This is a genomic window from Methylophaga sp. F-2 (assembly GCF_056859315.1).
Genome location: NZ_JBSXOF010000017.1, coordinates 98813 through 115679 on the forward strand (window position 1 = coordinate 98813; position 16867 = coordinate 115679).

At 45.0% G+C, this 16867-nt stretch carries 11 protein-coding genes and 1 tRNA gene; 8 read left to right on the top strand and 4 right to left on the bottom strand.

The window, feature by feature from the left end:
- The first annotated feature begins 26 nt into the window (after positions 1–26).
- The gene (locus tag AC13DA_RS06765; RefSeq protein ID WP_284451687.1) at positions 27–1406 is read left to right on the top strand and encodes a sensor histidine kinase; all 1380 of its coding nucleotides are present in this window, start codon (positions 27–29) and stop codon (positions 1404–1406) included.
- Here AC13DA_RS06765 and AC13DA_RS06770 read toward each other — a convergent pair whose 3' ends face one another.
- Positions 1407–3344, bottom strand: coding sequence for a methyl-accepting chemotaxis protein (locus AC13DA_RS06770; RefSeq protein WP_284451686.1), 1938 nt, complete (start codon positions 3342–3344; stop codon positions 1407–1409). It abuts the gene before it with no gap.
- A gap of 54 nt (positions 3345–3398) precedes the next feature.
- Complete coding sequence (gene queG, locus AC13DA_RS06775; RefSeq protein WP_007147008.1) at positions 3399–4469, bottom strand: tRNA epoxyqueuosine(34) reductase QueG; 1071 nt, start codon at positions 4467–4469, stop codon at positions 3399–3401.
- A 44-nt stretch (positions 4470–4513) separates the two neighbouring features.
- Here queG and AC13DA_RS06780 point away from each other — a divergent pair, with 44 nt between their 5' ends.
- The 5 genes from AC13DA_RS06780 (at position 4514) to AC13DA_RS06800 (ending at position 10735) form a co-directional block, all read left to right on the top strand.
- A complete protein-coding gene (locus AC13DA_RS06780) occupies positions 4514–5995 on the top strand; it encodes an NAD(P)H-hydrate dehydratase (RefSeq protein ID WP_284451685.1) in 1482 nt (493 codons plus the stop codon).
- A gap of 9 nt (positions 5996–6004) precedes the next feature.
- On the top strand, positions 6005–6460 hold the full coding sequence (gene tsaE, locus AC13DA_RS06785) for a tRNA (adenosine(37)-N6)-threonylcarbamoyltransferase complex ATPase subunit type 1 TsaE (protein ID WP_007147010.1): 456 nt from the start codon (positions 6005–6007) through the stop codon (positions 6458–6460).
- Between the two features lie 98 nt (positions 6461–6558).
- The gene (locus AC13DA_RS06790; protein ID WP_040576642.1) at positions 6559–7905 is read left to right on the top strand and encodes an N-acetylmuramoyl-L-alanine amidase; all 1347 of its coding nucleotides are present in this window, start codon (positions 6559–6561) and stop codon (positions 7903–7905) included.
- A 33-nt stretch (positions 7906–7938) separates the two neighbouring features.
- Positions 7939–9600: a DNA mismatch repair endonuclease MutL gene (gene mutL / locus AC13DA_RS06795; RefSeq protein ID WP_284451684.1), complete on the top strand. Its 1662-nt coding sequence runs from the start codon at positions 7939–7941 to the stop codon at positions 9598–9600.
- A gap of 28 nt (positions 9601–9628) precedes the next feature.
- A complete protein-coding gene (locus AC13DA_RS06800) occupies positions 9629–10735 on the top strand; it encodes a hypothetical protein (protein WP_284451683.1) in 1107 nt (368 codons plus the stop codon).
- Between the two features lie 70 nt (positions 10736–10805).
- On the opposite strand, the gene AC13DA_RS06805 is transcribed toward AC13DA_RS06800, so the two are convergent.
- Together AC13DA_RS06805 and AC13DA_RS06810 are read right to left on the bottom strand one after the other, a co-directional pair.
- Complete coding sequence (locus AC13DA_RS06805; protein ID WP_284451682.1) at positions 10806–13922, bottom strand: efflux RND transporter permease subunit; 3117 nt, start codon at positions 13920–13922, stop codon at positions 10806–10808.
- A 41-nt stretch (positions 13923–13963) separates the two neighbouring features.
- Positions 13964–15055: an efflux RND transporter periplasmic adaptor subunit gene (locus AC13DA_RS06810; protein WP_284451681.1), complete on the bottom strand. Its 1092-nt coding sequence runs from the start codon at positions 15053–15055 to the stop codon at positions 13964–13966.
- 139 nt (positions 15056–15194) lie between these two features.
- On the opposite strand from AC13DA_RS06810, the gene AC13DA_RS06815 reads away from it, so the two are divergent.
- Positions 15195–15270 (top strand) — tRNA-Phe (locus AC13DA_RS06815).
- Between the two features lie 319 nt (positions 15271–15589).
- Positions 15590–16795 carry a porin gene (locus AC13DA_RS06820; protein ID WP_273178597.1) on the top strand — a complete coding sequence of 402 codons (1206 nt, stop codon included), beginning with the start codon at positions 15590–15592 and terminating at the stop codon, positions 16793–16795.
- Positions 16796–16867: the final 72 nt, after the last annotated feature.

Genomic DNA, 16867 nt, shown 5'->3' on the forward strand with positions numbered 1-16867 from the left:
CGTTTGATTTAACATATGATTCGCTTATGTTCTATGGTGAATCAGACGGTTATATTGATCCATCTCTGCCGAAGCTGGATCCAAAAGCACTAACCCAATTACAACAACAAGCGGCGAAGGATCTGGCAAAACGTACCATTCCTGGTGGTGTAATTGTATTGCTAGCCTTGCTTATTTCAGCGTATTACTCTCCCATCATTGATGATGCCCCGCTTTTTACCTACGTCTTATTCGCTTTTATGGGTATCGTTTTTTTATGTCGCTTGTATGTCGTGCTTTCATTCTTAAAACAACCGCAAGCACTGGATAAATGGCTAAAACAACTGTTTGCTGTCTTTTTTATTTCCGCGACCACATGGGGTATCTATGTCGCGGTATGCCTTTATCTCTATCAAACCTTGTTTACCAATATGGTGATTCTGATGTTTACCATCGGGATTGGTGCGGGCGCATTAACCAGTTTATTTATATGGAAACGTCTCGCTCAGATGTATTTGTGCATGATATTTCTGCCTATCATTTTGTCCACAGTGCTTAAATGGAACTTAAGCACCATCAGCATATTGTTTGGGCTGGTTTCATATATGATTTTTTTGCTGCTACAGGCAACCCGTGCTAACGCAGAGTACTGGCAGTCACTCTATTTAACCAAAATTCTTCAGCAACAAACTTCTGAGCTTATGATGGCAAAAGAACAGGCTGAAACAGCCAATCGTGCCAAAACAGAGTTTTTATCCAGCATGAGTCATGAGTTAAGGACCCCCCTTAACGCCATATTAGGCTTCACTCAACTACTCGCCACCGATCCTAAAATGCCGCTTCGTTCTCAGCAGGCTGAAAGTCTTGATCATATTATGGTAGCAAGCAAACACTTACTAACATTAGTCAATCAAGTGCTCGATCTGGCAAAAGTCGAAAGTGGCCATCTGGATTTGACGCTCAAGCCGACAAATATTGGTGCCATCGTCGCCGATTGTATCTCGCTCGTAGACACACTGGCTAAGCAGAAGCAGATCAAGTTTGTGATCGCCGACGATCCGGCGGTATTTGTCTATGCTGATCCCATGCGTTTAAAACAAATCCTAATCAATTTACTCAGTAATGCCATCAAATATAATCGTCAGGAAGGCCGTTTAATGCTCGAATACAAAAAGCAGGCGGATTCACTTCGTGTGCTGGTTATTGACACCGGGCCAGGTATTTCCCATGAAAATCAACGATTACTGTTTTCAAGTTTTTCTCGGTTGGGACAAGAAAATTCGACCACTGAAGGCAGTGGTGTAGGCCTGGTCATCACCAAAAAACTCATTGAGGCAATGGGTGGACGAATTGGCTACCAAAGTAAAGAACAGCTTGGCTCGACCTTTTGGTTTGAACTCCCATTAGCAAGCAATGCCGAGTCCTGATCACTGCTTCAGCGCAACAACTAATAATTTCAGTTCTTCACTAATAGTTGTTAAGCCTTTTCCAGACTGACCAATACCCTCAATATGTTGATTCACATCAATGGAGCTTGATTTAATCTGCTCTGCAGCTCTGGCAATATCATCAACAGTCGCAGTTTGCTGTTGGGTGGCCACAGCAATCGATGAATTCATTTGTGTGATGTTATCCATTGCAGAAACAACGGGTGCCATGGCGAGATTTGCTTCGTCAGTCTGTGTCGCGCATCGTTTCGCAGCAGAACTCTGGCGGCCAATAATATTTGTCGCCTCAGCACCTGAACTGGTGAGTTGCTCAATGATGGCTTTGATTTCTTCTGTTGACTCCGTGGTTCTCGATGCTAGCAATCGAACTTCATCTGCCACAACGGCAAAACCTCTGCCATGCTCACCAGCTCTGGCGGCCTCAATAGCGGCATTTAATGCCAATAAATTGGTTTGTTCTGCAACACTCTGAATCACTTCCAGTACAGAGTGAATATTTTGACTGTTTTGTTCCAAGCGATGAATAACCGCTTCTGCATCGAGTAGATCCTTAGCTAACTGTTGCGTTGCGTTTGATGCTTCGCTGAGTTTATGCCGGGCAGAATGTGTTGCCTCGTTTGCTTGCATCACATGCTCTGATGCATCTGTTGCGTTATTGGCGACCTCTTTAAAAGAGTATGACAACTGCATCACGGCAGTAGCCACTTGATCGGTACTATGCTGCTGTTGCTGTGTAAGAGTGGATGTCGCCTTTGATTCTTCTTGCAAAGATCGACTCGCATCAATCAATGTCTGAGCCTGGTGATCTAATTTATCTATCAAGTCGCCAAGATAGTGCTGAAGGTGAAGTGCTGCCTCGACCACTGAGTTGGTTTCAGCAAAAGCGAGTTCAGAGGTCAGACTCTGCTGATAATGGCCATTGAGCATGGCTTTAAAAAAGGTATCGAGTTTAAGCAAAAACCGCATCAGACGACTCTGCATGACAAACTGCAGACAAAGGGCCGGAACAATAAAGAGTCCAGCAAATAAAATCATCCATTGCAAACGCTGAGTGATATCAGCTTTTATCTGACCTATATGCGCTTCATACGTTGCCAGCCTTGCTTGAAACGCTAGCATTTTCTGGTTTAACGCTTCTCTACTGACTGTCACTTGCTGTTGCATAGCCAAAGTATTGTTAAGTTCTTTTTCGTAACGCTGAGTCAGACTTTGCAATGACGAGATACTGAGATCACCTAACTCATCAGGTTCTTCAGGTATTAATGCTTCTTCATCGACTTCTGTGTAGACGCCAAAACGCGGCATCGCTTTTAATTGATTAACGAGGTCAGCAAAATGTTGATTTTCGTCTAATAAGCTTTTCTCAATCGCCTTATCCTGAGTCTCAAAATAACGTTGACGATAAAGTGAAATTTGATTCAGGCTATGCTCAAGCTCTACCAACACTTGAAGAAAATCAGCAATCTGTGATGCAGGGGTGGCTTCTGCTTTTTCCGCATATCGGTTCAAACTCAGCAAGTCACCGTTACGTTCGCGTTCATTATTCATCAATAAAGTTTGTGGATTAGCTGAAAGTTTGCCTGCAGAACGTACCTGCTGCACTTCTGCTTGTAATGCGTCGATGCCTTCTTGAATTGCGCTATTATCTGACTCGCTTAACCAATCAAACGTCTTTGTTTTCATGGTATCGAGCTGATTTTCCGCATCCTGTAATAAATTAGCCTGTCCCGAAGCCAGGTAACGCTCGAGCAAAATCCGTGTATCTATGTCAAAGGCATTACGATACTGCTTGAATTCCTGAGTGATTTGATAAGGTTTATCCAGTTGGTACCATCCCCATACGGCGACAGCAGATGACAGAATGAGAGCAAAAACAATAACAAAGGTAATCAGGCGGGAAACAAACGATAACTTCACTTAATTTCTCAGCAGTTAAAAACGTGCTGAGTTTATAGCCCTTCAATGACAGCTTTATGACACCTGATGCTGCTGTAACGCCCAGTCAATGTGTTCCTGCACCATATCTGACACTTGATTTGAGCGGCTCTGTAATGCCTCAATAACTGACTGGCTCGTTTTCGCATTACCTAAAGCAACCGCAATATTTCGTAACCAGCAATCATAACCAATTCGCCGTACCGGACTCCCTTCCAGTCGGGATAAAAAAGTGTGCTCTGACCACATAAACAGGTCAACAAGCTGAGGCGCATCTAAGCCATCGCGGGGTAAATAGTCTGATTCCGTGGTGGCCTGTGCATATTTGTTCCAGGGACAAATCAATTGGCAGTCATCACAGCCATAAATTCGATTGCCCATTAAAGGTCGAAACTCTTCAGGTATGGCGCCACGTAACTCAATCGTTAAATAAGAAATACAGCGACGCGCATCCAGTTCATATGGGGCAACAATGGCTTGCGTTGGACAGATATCAATACAAGCTGAACAACTGCCACAATGAGCAGAAACAGACTGCGTCGCCGGTAGCGGTAAATCGGTATAAATTTCGCCTAAAAAGAAGTAAGAACCGTGATCACGATTAAGTACATTGGTATGTTTTCCTATCCAGCCGAGTCCTGCCTTTTCGGCAATGGCTTTTTCCATGACCGGCGCGCTATCTGTAAATACCCGATAGCCAAACTCGCCGACCTCTTTTTGAATATGCTCGGCCAGTTTTGCGAGACGTTTTCGCATCAATTTATGATAATCACGGCCAAGGGCATAACGTGATACAAACGCCTTCTCACTGTCATTAATCACCGACCACGGTTCGGCTGCTTGCCCTGGCCAATAATCCATTCTGACGCTGATAACACTGAGTGTTCCCTCAACTAGCTGTGCTGGGTGTGTGCGCTTACTCCCATGCTTTTCCATAAAGGTCATCTCGCCATGAAAACCTTTTTCCAGCCAGTTCTGTAAATGTTTATCGGCTGCAGACAAGTCAAGATCACTGACGCCCAATGCCTGAAAACCAAGCGAGCGCGCCCAACGCTGCATACGCACAATAAAATCTTGCCAGTTGATATCGCTGTTTTGTTTGTCCATGAACCTATTATAAGCTGTCAGCATTGAATGACAGGACTCATCTTATGCACACACTGCCGGACAATTTATATACAGCAGCGCAAACCCGTGAAATTGATCGCAGCATCATTGAAGATCATCACATTAGCGGTAGCGAACTGATGTCGCGTGCGGCAAAAGCCGCTCTGGATATTTTGGTCAAAACCTGGCCTCGGACCAAATACATCATCGTGCTGTGTGGTGCCGGTAATAATGGTGGTGATGGTTACGATCTCGCGCATCAAGCCATTAATCAGGGTTTCAATGTCGATGTTATCGAACTGGGTAATCCCGATAAAATGAGTGAAGAAGCTTTGAAGGCCAGGCAAGGCTTTTTGAGCACGGGCCAACAAGCACAACCATTTAATGGTGACATCAAGGACGCTGACGTCCTCGTTGATGCCTTATTTGGTACAGGCTTGGATCGCCCGGTCACTGGAGAGTATGCAAAAGCGATTGAAGCCGTGAATGCTAAGACCCACACTCCGGTGTTATCTATCGACATCCCTTCCGGTCTGAATGCGGATACTGGAAAGATTATGGGAGTAGCGGTTCAGGCTGATGTTACCGTTAGTTTTTTAGGCTTGAATCAGGGCTTGTTTACTGGGGATGGACCTAATCTATCTGGCTGCATTTATTTTAATGATTTGGATGCACCGGATACGGTATACGAAACAATTCCTACTGCAACCAAACTGGCTCTGTTCGAACATTATCAGTCACTTCTAAGCCCGAGAGCACGCTCAGCCCATAAAGGAGACTTTGGGCATTTACTGGTTGTGGGTGGTAATCAGGGAATGTCAGGTGCAGCCAGGATTTGTGCAGAAGCTGGCGCGCGAACAGGGGCGGGGCTTATTAGCATTGCGACACATCCTGAACATGCCAACTGGTTAAATATTGACCGCCCGGAGTTAATGGTTAAAGCCATTCATTCAGTTGATGACTTAACATCGCCATTAGCGAAAGCATCAGTGATAAGTTTTGGACCGGGACTGGGCCAAAATGCATGGTCTGAAACCTTATTTAACACACTTATCAATACAGATAAGCCGATGGTCATTGATGCTGATGCCTTAAATTTATTAAGTCAGCATCCCCATAACAAGCCCAATTGGATACTCACGCCCCATCCAGGTGAAGCAGCCAGGTTACTCGGCACCAACAGCAGTGAGATAGAAGCCGATCGCTTTCAGGCAGTTAAACAAATTCAACAAAAATATGGCGGTGTGGTCGTGCTTAAAGGCGCCGGCACACTGATTTGTGATGGTCAAACAACGCTAGTCTCAACCGCGGGCAACCCAGGTATGGCAAGTGGTGGTATGGGAGATGCCTTGACCGGCATTATCGGCGGATTACTCGCGCAGAAAATGTCACTCTTTGACGCCGCCAGCCTTGGTGTCATACTTCACGGTATGGCAGCCGACAGAGCGGCTAAAGAACATGGAGAGCGAGGATTACTGGCATTAGACTTATTACCTCACCTCCGCCACCTGTTGAACTCAAAATAAGAAAATAACGTGCATAGATACCTCGACAACGAACAAGCTACGCTTGATTTAGGCAGAGAACTCGCCTTAGTTGCGCCTGCCCAGCTTTTTACTATCCATCTTGAAGGTGAACTCGGCGCCGGGAAAACCACCTTTACCCGCGGCTTTGTGCAGGCTTTAGGTCATCAGGGCAATGTCAAAAGCCCGACCTATACCCTGGTTGAGCATTATCAGCTCAATAACCGTGATATTTATCATTTTGATTTATACCGGCTGAGTGACCCAGGTGAACTCGAGTTTATGGGCATCGATGACTATTTCCACACAAATGCCATTTCACTGATCGAGTGGGCTCAACGGGGTCAGGATTTTTTACCGCCACCCGATCTGATGATTCAATTGACGTATCAATCCAAAGGAAGACAGGTCGATATTCAAGCGATGACAGCTTTGGGTGAAGAAGTCTGTGGAAAACTTCACAAATAGTTCAACTTTCCTTTGTATCTCATTTATTTAGAAAGAAAACTTGATTTTAATTTTAAGCAAAGAGAAAATAACCCCCAAGTGATCATAAGGGTGTTGAGATGGTCCGTCTCCTGCTAAGTTTTTTTCTACTATATGTTTCAGTGCCTGCTTTGGCTGATGCGATTCAAGGTCTTCGTGTATCTGCTGATAACCAGAGTGCCCGTTTAGTCTTTGATCTTGATAATAAAGTCAGCTACAAAGCGTTTACATTAGCTAATCCTGATCGTCTGGTCATCGATTTGAAAGGCTTTCAGCAACGCGACAAATTAACCATACCATCGTTAATTAATACACCGATTAAAGCCGTGCGTTATGCCGCATATGATCAAAACACACTGCGCGTCGTCTTGGATTTAGCACATGAAGTGCAATATCAGGTTCAGTCCTTACCGCCACAAAAAGATTATCCGAACCGTTTAGTCGTCGATTTAAGCTATACAAACGCCCAGCTCAAACAATCCATTGCTGCAGTCAAAGATGAAGCGTTGAATAAGCCTGCTGCCACCGTGACAAATAAAGTTGAACAACAACAAAAAATCATTAAAACCAATAAAATTCTGCCGCGAAGGGACATCATTATTGCCATCGACCCCGGCCATGGCGGCCAGGATTCAGGCGCATTAGGTCCTCATGGCACCAAAGAAAAAGACGTTGTCCTGTCTATTGCCAAAAAGCTTGCCTACCTGGTGGATAAAGAACCGGGAATGCGTTCTTACCTGACACGAGACAGTGATGTATTTATCAGCTTAAGACAACGTATTCGTCGTGCCCGCGAAAATGGCGCCGATATGTTTATTTCTATCCATGCTGACGCCTTCACTAACCGCAATGCCAGAGGTTCTTCGGTTTATGTGCTATCCAGCCGCGGTGCCAGTAGTGAGGCTGCTCAAATCCTTGCTGACCGCGAGAATGCGGCTGACTTAGCAGGTGGGATCAGTCTGGAAGATAAAGACGATTTATTAGCGTCGGTGTTACTCGACCTTTCTCAAACGGCGAGTTTGGAAGGCAGTCTGGAAGTCGCTGAAACCGTATTATCCGGTCTAAAACGCGTAGGGCATGTACACAAAAAGCATGTAGAGTCCGCAGCCTTTGTGGTGCTCAAATCGCCTGATATCCCTTCTATTCTGGTTGAAACAGCGTTTATTTCTAATCCGGAAGAAGAGCAGAAACTGAAAAATGCTAACCATCAAAATAAACTGGCACATGCGATGATGGTCGGCATTCGTAATTATTTTCAAAAAAACCCCCTGCCAGGAACCAGTATGCCGCAGCAACATATTGTGAGCCGTGGTGATACTCTAAGCATGATTGCTCAGCGCTATCAGGTCAAAATGGCAGACATTAAATCAGTCAATAATCTGGCCTCATCCGAAATTCAAATTGGTGATGTGTTAAAAATCCCCTAAACCTCTTTGAATCCATACGTTAAACTCTAGCGTATGAACGAAACCAGAATTCACGCTCTCCCACTTCATTTAGCCAATCAGATTGCGGCTGGTGAAGTCGTTGAGCGTCCCGCTTCCGTACTCAAAGAGCTTGTTGAAAACAGTATTGATGCCGATGCAAGCCAAATTGATATCGTCATTGAAGGCGCGGGAAGCCAACTGATTAAAGTCACCGATAATGGCAGTGGCATTCACCCTGAAGACTTAGCTTTAGCCTTAAGTCGTCATGCCACCAGTAAATTACATAGCAGCGAACAACTCAGCGTGATCGGTAGCTTAGGCTTTCGTGGTGAAGCATTACCCAGTATCGCTTCAGTGACGCGTTTAAGCCTCACATCCAAGCAAGCCGAACAAGACTGTGCCTGGCAAGTGCGTTCAGATCAGTTACAGCCAGAGCCAGCAGCTCATCCAGATGGCACCACCGTTAGTGTCGCGGAACTGTTTTTTAATTTACCGGCACGTCGTCGTTTTCTGCGAAGCAATAAAACCGAGCTTCACCATCTTATTACCACCTTCTATCGACTCGCATTAAGTCGCTTTGATATTGGTTTCAGTGCCCGTTTTGATGAACAGACTTCGATTAAATTACCTGCACTCAAGTCAGCTGATACGTACTCACAAAGACTGGTAAAAATCTGTGGTCAGGCCTTTGTTCGTGATGCCAACTACCTGGAACAGTCTTTTGAAGACATTCATTTATCTGGTTGGGTCAGCAAAGCCTCTGCCCACCGAGCTCAAACCGATGTGCAATATTTCTTCATCAATGGCCGTGTGATCAAGGACCGGGTGATTAATCATGCCATTCGTCAAGCCTATGGCGAATTGCTGCCATCTGGTCGCCAGGCAGCTTATGTTTTATACCTGACCATGCCGTTAGACCGTGTTGATGTCAATGTTCATCCAACCAAGCATGAAGTCCGTTTCAGAGATGCACGTTTAATCCATGGGCTTATCAACAAGGCAATTCAGGAAGCACTACAAGAAACTAAAGAAGAAAATAGTCGTCAGACGGAATTAACGCTGCCAGAAAATATACACATCAATGAGCAGGCGTCGACATATCAGGCAGAAACAACAACGATAGAAAAATCGGCCAGTCTTAAAAATAAGATGACGGTTCGAGCTGACTGGTCAGCCGCATCGATTTTACATAACCGTTTTATTGTTGTTCATGCTCCAGAACCGGCGCTGATTGATCTGCAACAAGCGGACAAACGTATTCGCCAACAACAGTTTAAGCAAGCTATTCACAACAACACTGTGAGCTCCAGGCCGATTCTAGTCCCTCTTTGTTTTCCGCTGTCCGTCTCAGACATCAATAAATTCCAGAATTTTAAAACCCGTTTATCTTCTTATGGCATTGAGTTTGAAGTGGATGACACTTCGCTGACAATTAAACGTATTCCATTTCTTTTATCGCAAGTCGCCTTGCCTGATTTAGTTAGCCGCTTAGCAGCAATACTCGATGACAAAAGCAGCGATAGTGACGCGTTAATCACCGATGAACTGATACGCTTAATACCGGATAATCCGATCCATAACCTTGAACAGGCAAAACCGATTATCGAACAGGTACTCAGTAATAGCATTGAAAAAACACAGTGCTATCGTAAACTTGATCCCAGCTTACTGACTGGCTTATTCTCATCTTCATAATAATGACATAACTTCAGAGAGAACTATTATGGCTAAGTCTGCTCGTTCAGCCCCATCCCTTGTCCCGGCTATTCTTGCCTTAATCGTACTGGTCGGATTGGCGTATTTACTTTTTGCTGACTTACAACCCTCCCGCACCGAGCACACCGTTTCGCCCCCGATTGAAATTGAAGATCCGCAAATAGAAGAAGTCACCATCGAACCTGTTGCACCTCCCGAAGATCAACAAGCGATTACTGAGAAAGAAGCTGAACAATTTGTTGACCACCTGGGTAGTAAAGCTGTCACGCTGGATGGCAAACAGGGTGAGTTCGTCCGTAAAGACGGTACGATTGTGATTCCAAAAGTAGAAAAACGTGACACAACTATCGGTCAGCTACTAGCCGATAAAAGCCTTAGTCCTGACACCCCTGTCACCATCGAATACACCGAGACCGAAAAACAACAGACGACCATACAGGCACTTGATGACAGCACTGAAGATAAAAACACGATTGTCACCATAGAAAAAGCTGACGGCAGCCAGCAACAAAGCCCATTGATAGATTTAATAAACGATAATAATGTCGATAAAAATGCACAAATTACCGTGATTAACAAACAGCCCATTCAGAAAAAAACCACGATTGGTCAATTATCACAATCCGAACTCTCCCCCAAGCAGGCCATTCACGCAGAAATCGATCGCGGCTCTATCGAGTTGTCAGTGAATGATATTGTCAAATCCGGAGGTTTGGATGACAACGCATTGTTTTACCTGCATCGCGTTACCGAAGCCGATCGTCAGGGATTATGGGGCATTATTCAGTCAGGTTTGATTCAGCGTTTTCGCCAGGGCCTAACCCTTGAAGGCATAGGCATTAATAAAGATTTGGTCCGAGTCACCATTCCTGCTGATGCCGATGAACCTTTACCCACCGGCCTAAGCTCATTTCTTGGCAAGATACTGAATAATAAAGTGGAATCCAGCTACATCTATAACTACACCACCAGCACGATGGGGCATAATCCGGATCTTATCTATCCTGGACAGCAACTGATTTTGATTCATTTCTCCAATGATGAGTTAAAACAAATCTATCAATTCTTTGCTGATCAACGAAACAAACAAGCAGAAACGTTTGCTATTCACTGATGATTTTAGAAATCGCCTTTTTTGTCGTTGTGTTGCTGATTATTGGCGTGGCCTTTTTAATCCCATTTGATTAAACAGTGTTTACACCTGACTCGCTTTCCTTGTCAGCGTTAAATCGTCCATAGCGCAACATCACGCTTGGCAGCACTAGTAAATTCAATATCGTCGATGAGATCAAGCCGCCAATGATAATACTGGCCATGGGTCCCATGATTTCACGGCCGGGGCTATCTGAGTTCATTGCAATCGGTAACATCGCCAGCGCCGTCACTAAAGCGGTAATCAGAATCGATGGTAAACGCTCCTGAGCACCACGAATGGCGGTATCCAAATTCCATTCCGCCCCTTCTTCTTTCACCATATATTGATAATGTGACACCAACATAATCGCATTACGCAAGGTAATCCCAAAAAGGGTGACAAAACCGACTAATGAACCGATAGACAAGACGCCGTTCGTTAATACGACGGCCAGCACGCCGCCGACTAAAGAAAACGGTAAGTTGATTAACACCAGCAACATATTACGAAAGCTTTGTAATGCCACAAAAAGTAACAATAACACCGCTACACCCGCCAAGGTGGAATGCACAATTAAATCCTCTCGCGATTGTGCTTGTGCTACCGCTGCGCCCGTAAATTCGGGATAAATATCCGCTGTAAATGCCACTTCCTTATGAACCCGTTGCTTAAGCTCAGTAAAGAAAGAGCTTAAATCACGATCGGTGACATTGGCAGTGACGGTCTGCAAACGTTGCGATCCGCGATGCTGAATCATATGGCGTCCAGAGACCTGTTGAATGGTCGCAATATCCTGCAAGCGCAACATCACCCCATCAGGTGTCTGAATGGGTAAATTTCTTAATTGTTGGGGTTGTCGACGTAGTCTTTCAGGCAGAACCACAACCACATCAAACACCTGATTGCCTTCATAAACCTGACCGACTACGGCGCCATCAAAGCCTGTTTTAACAGCCTGCATCACCTGCGCAGGACGTAAGCCCCAATAGGCCAGTTTGTCTAAATCGAGCCGTACCTCAAGCTGAGGCTCGCCAGGTGGCGCGCGCAACTGTACATCTGCTGCGCCATCAATATCCCTGATAACTTTGGCAACTTCTTGTGCTGTCTGATCTAAAGCATCCAGATCTTTGCCATAAATATTCACCACAATCGGTGAGGTATAACCAGAAATCGTTTCATCAATACGTTCGGTTAAAAACGTATTCACTTCTGAATTCACCCCGGGAAACGCTTCTAATATCTCACGAATTTCATCCAGAACCCGCTGTTGTGATGGACCATCCATCGGTTCTAGATCCACTTCATACTCGCTGTAGTGGGTACCAAAGGTATCCGCACCACGCTCAGCACGCCCCGCCCATTGTGACGTTGAACGAACACCGGGTATTTCCGCCACACGTTGCTCAATACGGCCGCCGATTCGCAAGGATTCTTCAATGGATGTCCCAGGCACACTGGCAGTATGAATAATGTAATGACCTTCTCGTAACTCGGGTAAAAAACTTCCTCCTAAAAAAGGCAGTATTGCTAAGCCCGCTAAACAAAACCCAAGCACACCCAATAATGTCACTCTTGGAAAACGGCTTATCGATGATAAAAGACGGCCATAAACAGGTTTAATCATCCTAACCAACGGTGGTTCATCATGGCTGACATCTCCCGCCCGGGTCAGCAAGATATGGCAAAGCGCCGGGGTTACCGTTAATGCCACCGCTAATGAGGCAAAAATAGCCAGAATATAGGCTTCACCCAACGGCTCAAACATTCGCCCGGCAACCCCACTCAAGGTCAATAAGGGCACAAATACCAGCATCACAATAAAGCTGGCATAGACGACGGAACTCCGTACCTCCATCGACGCTTGATACACCACTTCCATCGCAGGTTTTGGCTTCGCGAGTAGCGCGTTTTGTCGTAAGCGACGAAAGATATTCTCAGTATCAATGATGGCGTCATCCACCACTTCACCCAGCGCAATCGCCAGGCCACCCAACACCATAATATTGATGTTGATGCCAAACTCTAACAGCACAATCATGGCCGTAAATAATGACAGAGGAATGGCGGTCATCGAAATAACAGCGGTACGGATATTAAATAAAAACAAAATCAGCACCAGCATGACCAGCCCACCACCGACCATCAGATGCTCTTGAATATTATGCAAGGAGGTCTGGATGTAATTTGCAGGCCGGAATAAGTCATCATGCAAGACCACACCTTCCGCAGCAAAGCCATCTTTGAACTCATCTAAAGCCGCTTCAATACCTTCGGTCACCGCCAGCGTATTGGCTTTGTACTGACCAATCACCATCAGCACAACAGCTGGTTTACCACCAATAGCTGCACCACCGATTGTGGGCGCTGGCGCTTCTTTCACTACTGCAATATCACCCAGCCGTAAAACAGTATTTCCCTGTTTTCTGACAACAACCTTGGCTAACTGCTTGGCATTAAGTGGTTGTCCGCTGACTTGAATGGTCATCCGCTGATTCTGATTTTCAATAAAGCCCGTGCCCATAATGCCGGTGGCTTGTTGCGCCACAGTCATCACTTCATCGAGCGAAATACCATATTTCGCTAATTTGCTGGGGTCGATTTGAATTTGCAATTGGCGTTCATGGCCACCAAACACATTGATATCTGCCACACCATCAACACTCAACAACCGCGGAGCAAGCGTCCAGTCAACAAGTGAGCGCAGTGTCATTAAGTCTTGTGAGTCCGAGGTCAGACCAATGGTCATAATCGTGCCCGACGAGGACTCTAACGGCACCATTAATGGCGACCCAACACCTGCAGGCAGAGCGTCTTTCAAGCCTAACAAGCGTTCAGACACTAACTGTCTGTCCAGATAAATATCTGTACTGTCGTAAAACGTCAGAATCAGTACCGAAAGGCTGGGAATAGATTGTGAGCGGATAGACTCCATACCCACCAGCCCACCCAGGGCATTTTCTAAAGGCTGGGTCACCAACACTTCGACTTGCTCAGCCGTCAGCCCCTGCGCTTCTGTTTGAATAATGACTTGTTTGGGTGCAAATTCTGGAAAGATATCCAGGCTGGAATTAGATAGCTTATATATGCCATAGATCAATAGCATGGAGGCTAACGCCACGACCACACCCCGAAAGCGCACTGAGAAAGCAACGACTTTAGACAACATACAGCTACACCTCGGTCAGCAGACAATTAGAGAAGACGTGTTTAATCATCATCGTCCTCATCATGAATCTGCCAGCGGAACTCTTCGGATAACAACATTTGTGCGCCTGAAATCACCAGTTGATTTCCTTCTTCAAACTCATCCTGAATAAAAATGCCACCCGCGACCAGCTTGCCATCACTCAAAGGAATGCGTTTATAGCTGGTCTCATCCAGTTGGATATATGCCCACGGTTGCCCTGAATACCAGACGATCGCTTCATCCGGAATGTGGAAACCAGAATCAGGATCACTATTCTCTGGAATCCAGGCATCCAAACGCATCCCAAGACGAAGCTTGCCAGTCGCGATCCGGAAGTAATAGGTTTCACCCTGAATTTGTTTTGCACTGATATAGGCTGGGGAAACGAAATAGGCTTTTCTTGCTGATGCACGATCCCCCGCACGTGAAACCCGAATCACATTCACATCGGCTGGTAAAGACGATTCCATCGGCAGGGTTACCATCAATAATGTGTCGTGACGATTGATTAGTCTCTCCAGCTCTTTGGACGATTTATCCATGACCCAGTTAGCTATGGATTCGCCCCAACTTTGAATAAGCTCTGTTTTAGCATCTTCCAGCTGAAACTCCGCAGACTCAAGATTGGCTTTTGCCTCGCGCCAACTGGTTTCTGCATAAATCACATTTTTACTGGCTACACTTCCAGTGCCCTTAGCCAACTTTTTCAACCTTTCCCACTCGAGTCGATCTGCATTTTCCGTCACCTTTGCGATGGTGACAGCCGAACGAAGCTGATTGAGTCGTGAGCGCCATTGAATCAGCTCACGAATATCCACCACTTCTGCATAGGCTTTAAATTCAGGGAACAATAAGCTCTTAGTCAGCTTAAGCGTTTGGATACCAGTATAAGGGGCTGTTTCCTCATCTAGTTTGACAATCAAAGGCCGATTTACATCATCGTCTTGTTCAATCTCGTCATCGTCGTCATCACTATCCGCCTGGTGCTGACTGGAAATAAACGTTTTAAATCGCTCAGTCCAGGATGTATCCGATAAAAACCCCACTACAATAAACGTAAGAGCAGCCAGAATTATCAACGACCAGAACCACTTTTTACTTGATGCCGACATTCAGTTATCCATTGAATAATCAATAAAAATAGCTGGTCATTAGAGCATGCCCCTCTTCACCGGACAAGTCCGGAATAGAATTAATGATGATTTCCCCTTGACATCATTACTGCCAGAGGGTTTAATACGCACCCTTATCGGCTCGATAGCTCAGTTGGTAGAGCAAGGGATTGAAAATCCCTGTGTCCCTGGTTCGATTCCAGGTCGAGCCACCATGAATTCTAAAGAACCCAGATTTCTGAAAAGAAGCTGGGTTTTTTATTGCCTGTTATTTCTGTTGTATATTTTCCACAACAAATTATCGTTTTATACCCAGCCCCTCAGACCGCAATGCATCAATACATTCGTTAACAGATATCAGAATATCTGTGGTAAAAAAAACACAGAAATGTGATTTTCTCGTCAAAATAAAAAAAATTGTTGTAAAAGTGTTGCAATAGATTTTTTTATATGCAAAATAGCTAACAACCGAGACAAACTCCGGTTACGAGAGAGACTTAAAGTAATCTGTTAACAATTAGAAGGTGAAACAGAATGAAATTATTAAAAAAATCAACACTGGCTACATTAGTCGGTGCAGCAGCATTAACAGCTGCTGGTGCAGCTAACGCGACAATCGTTGTCGGTGGTGAAAACGGCTACGAATTCAGCGTTGACGGTAACATCAACCAATTCTTTATCGCTAGCGACCAAGACAGCGCTGGTGGTGCATTTGACCAAGATAACCAACAAGTAGCTAACGGTCTGTTACCTACATTCTTTGGTTTTAACGTGGCAATGCCTGAAATCAATGGCCTTAAAGTGGCAGCACGTGTTTCAATCTCGCCATCAACTAACAATGGCAGCTATCCAGACGGTGCTTTGGAAGGTGACGGCTCGATGGAGCAACGTGAAGCGTTCGCCACTGTTGATGGTTCTTTCGGTCAAGTCATGTTAGGTAAAGGCTTAGGTCTTTACGCTGCGAATAACATCCTGTTAGACCAAACTTTATACGGTGTTGGTGCAACCGGTGTTACTGCAGCTGGTAATCAAAACACTGGACAAACGTCATTAGGTCGTATCGGTTGGGGTTATGACTATGCCAACTGGCGTTCACAAATTCGTTATACCACGCCAGATATGAACGGCTTTAAAGTAGCTGTAGCTGTAGCTGATGGTGATGATTTATTACAACCAGCTGATTATGACAGCACTGCTTATGAAAAAAAGGCTCGTTATGAAGCATCTTTAAGTTATGCAACAGCATTTGATGGCGGTTCTATGAAACTGTGGTTAGATGGCATGACTCAAAAAGTTAAAGTGAATGGTGTGTCCGACCGTGACACAGATGCCTACACTGTTGGTGGTCAATTAATCTTGGGTGGTTTTGAAGCAGTAGCTTCATACTACGACAATGAAGGCCAAGGTATTGGTGGTCTTGGTTTGGGTGCATTTAGTGCTGATAATGTCGAACGTGATGGTGATGGTTACTATGCACAGTTAGGTTACCGTTTCGGTGGTCAAACTTTTGTTGCAGCATCATACGGTGAATCAACACTTGATAGAGACAGCTCTAACACAGATTTCGGTACAGTAGCTGACCTTGATAAAAACAAAATGACAACTGTTGGTATTTATCATGATGTAACAGCTAACCTGAAACTGGTTGCTGAATACTCAAAAATGGAAACTGAATACCACGTTCAGTCTTCTGATGATGAAGTTGATGTATTATCTCTGGGTGGTTTCATCAGCTGGTAAGCTAATCTGAAACAATTCAATTGAATTGATTCAAAGCTTAATAAAAGAGCCTCAACCTTCGGGTTGGGGCTT